Raw genomic sequence first — 2,541 nt, 5'->3', positions numbered from 1 at the left:
ATCTGGATCAGAACTCAAAACTTGCGTCCTCTTGCCGGAGGACGTGACCTCAAACTCATTACCCCTGTTGGTTTGCCGACCAGCAGGGGTGAGTTGTTTTACGCGGACTTTGGCATGTCGAGCATGTCCATCTCCCGTTCCCTCTCGCGGATCGCCCGCTGTTGGGCTGCCCTGCGTAGTTCGTCTTGCACGTAGTCGGGTACTTCAAGCCCCGCCTGTTTCGAGACGGCGAGAGCAAGCCAGCTGCTGACAGGGATACCCGCCTCGTCAGCGAGGCGCTCGAAGACCTGGTCGTAGGCCTCGGGGTAGCGCACCGTTCTGCCCGCCCGAGGGCCGTAGGAACGGCGCCCCGGTTTGTTTGCTGAGGGTGCCATGACCCTGTTGTAGCACGTAGCTGAATCAGAATCACGCAACTTGTGGCGGCGAGTCGGACGGCGCGTCGGTTCTCCATGACCCATATAGGCCGAGCATCCACCCCTTCGCGGACATCGGTCCCCGAAAAAAGTTGCGCTCTCCCCTGGAACACCTTCGCGCGCGCGTACGCATCGCGCGTGCGGGGTGTGTGTGTCTGAAAATGTGTTCCAGGTGTTCCGCCTGCATGTAAAACGCAGGTCAAAGGGATATTACAGCTGGAACACCTACCCGATTCCGCGGATTCGCCGTTTCAGAAAACCCCCGGTCAAACGGTGGAACACCTGGAACACCTTTTCGAGCAGGGTTGGCACGGAACACCGGAAACCCGTAAGCGATGGCGTCGAGAATCTGCCGATCTCGACGTGATCGCGTCAGCGATTCAGTCGGCGGCGACGCGCCAGCCGGCGAGGCCGTGGCAGTGTCGTCGGCGTGTCGCCTCAGACGAGGAGGGCGGGGCTGAGACGCCAGACGCGGGTGAGGGTGCCGTTGATGCTGCGGGGGATGCTGCGGCCCTGGCGTCGGGAGGGGTACAGCAGACCGCGATCCTCGAGGGCTGCCGCGACGGCGTTGCTGGTGAGGGTGTCGTCGTCGATCTCGGCGCGGACGATCGGCAGGATCTCGCCGGGTATCAGGTACAGGTAGTCCTCGTCGCGGCGGCCGAGCACCCAGTCGCCGGCGGTGGGTCGACCGCCGAGGAGGGCGCCGTTGTCGAGCGCGTACTGCAGGGCGGCGTAGACGCCGACGAGGATCTGGTCTTCGCGCGGCATCCGGTGCCGGTTGGTGCCCGCGTCGAGATCGAGCGCGCGCAGGATCACTCCCCCGACGTGCAGGGCGGCGTCGCGGCGTCGTTCGTGCTCGATGTCGACGCCGAGGGCGAGGCGTGTGGCGGCGCTGTCCGCACTGCGCAGCGTCACGCGCGGGATCTGTGCCTGCAGGTAGGTGTGCACGCTGAGGCGTGCCGCGGCCGCGGCTGGCGACTGCAGCTGCGCGTAGATCTCTCGCGGCGCCCGGCGCCTGTTGATGCGGGTGGCAAGGGTGCGCTGCAGGCTGAGCTCGTCGATCTTCTGCTCGCCGGTGGCGACGACGAGGGATGCGGCGTTCAGCGGGGAGTTGCGGCTGGCGTAGACCTCAGCCTGGATCTGGGTGAACATCGCCGGCCGGGCGCGGGAGTGCGCGGGCGCGATGTCGTCGAGGACGAGCGGCTCCCCCGGCGTGGCTGCCTTGCGGATGGACGCGAGCGATCGCTGCGGGAGTTCGAGCGGGGCACTGCGCCCGGTGAGCTCGCCGATCGCCCGGGCGAGGGTCGTCTTGCCGGCGCCGGGTCGCCCGGTGATGAACACCGGGACCGGGAAGGGCGCGCGGTGCGCGAAGGCGATCGCGCGGAGGATGTCGCCGGCGTGGTCCGGGAACGCCTCGAGCAGAGGCGCGACGCCGGTGCCCCACGCTGCGCGTGCCTGCGCGGTGGAGACCGGTTCGACGTCGACGGCGGGTGAGAGCATCGGCAGACCTCCCGGTCAGATCCCCGGCCGCGTGTCGACGTCGACGCCGGCGCGGGGTTCACCGTCCATAGTGCGCCGTGCCCGGATAATCGCGGCGATCTCCTCATCGTCGGGCGCGGTCGAGGTCATGGTCCCCATTCTCGCACCACGAGCGGGAGCGTGCAGGATACCCGCTCTAATGTCGGGAGCGATTCACATACTCTGGATCGGTCATATATTCGATAGACGATCCGGGAGGCCATCATGCTCGCGCTGTCGCCTCGCCCCGCTCGCCCGGCGGCAGTTGTGCTACGGCGAGGGCCTTCGCCCCCTGGTCGATCGCCAGTGCGAGCGCTGCCACCACAAGGGTGACGCCGAGCGCCCGCCTGCGTCCTGTGGATGACCCGCTCGACTCTTCCACCGCAGCGGCGCGCGCGGTCATGCGCTCATCTTCCTCGTCCTGGCGGCGCGGAGACCGTTGAGGATGACGACGACCTCGGCGATCTCGTGCACCAGCACCACCGCGGCCAGCCCCAGCACGCCGAACAGTGCCAGCGGTAGCAGGGCGGTGATGATCAGCAGGGACAGGATGATGTTCTGGTTGATGATGTGCCTGCCGCGGCGGGCGTGGTCGAACGCGCGCGGCAGC

The 2,541-nt window shown here is 67.5% G+C and carries 3 protein-coding genes and 1 pseudogene; all 4 read right to left on the bottom strand.

All coding sequences use genetic code 11. From position 1 onward, the window contains the following. Positions 1-98: 98 nt before the first annotated feature. Positions 99-374: a hypothetical protein gene (locus tag AX744_RS16670; protein ID WP_157543637.1), complete on the bottom strand. Its 276-nt coding sequence runs from the start codon at positions 372-374 to the stop codon at positions 99-101. A gap of 477 nt (positions 375-851) precedes the next feature. Then, entirely contained in the window at positions 852-1,913 is a 1,062-nt protein-coding gene (locus AX744_RS16665; RefSeq protein WP_061018100.1) for an ATP-binding protein, read from the bottom strand. 241 nt (positions 1,914-2,154) lie between these two features. Beyond that, positions 2,155-2,334 carry a hypothetical protein gene (locus tag AX744_RS16660; protein ID WP_061018098.1) on the bottom strand — a complete coding sequence of 60 codons (180 nt, stop codon included), beginning with the start codon at positions 2,332-2,334 and terminating at the stop codon, positions 2,155-2,157. Continuing rightward, a pseudogene (locus AX744_RS16655) lies at positions 2,331-2,541 on the bottom strand (heavy metal translocating P-type ATPase); the annotation flags it as partial. The pseudogene AX744_RS16655 and the gene AX744_RS16660, both read right to left, overlap by 4 nt.

It is taken from the genome of Microbacterium sp. CCH5-D1 (genome assembly GCF_001557335.1).
Lineage (GTDB): Bacteria > Actinomycetota > Actinomycetes > Actinomycetales > Microbacteriaceae > Microbacterium > Microbacterium oxydans.
This window is presented reverse-complemented; position numbering and strand designations above follow the sequence as displayed.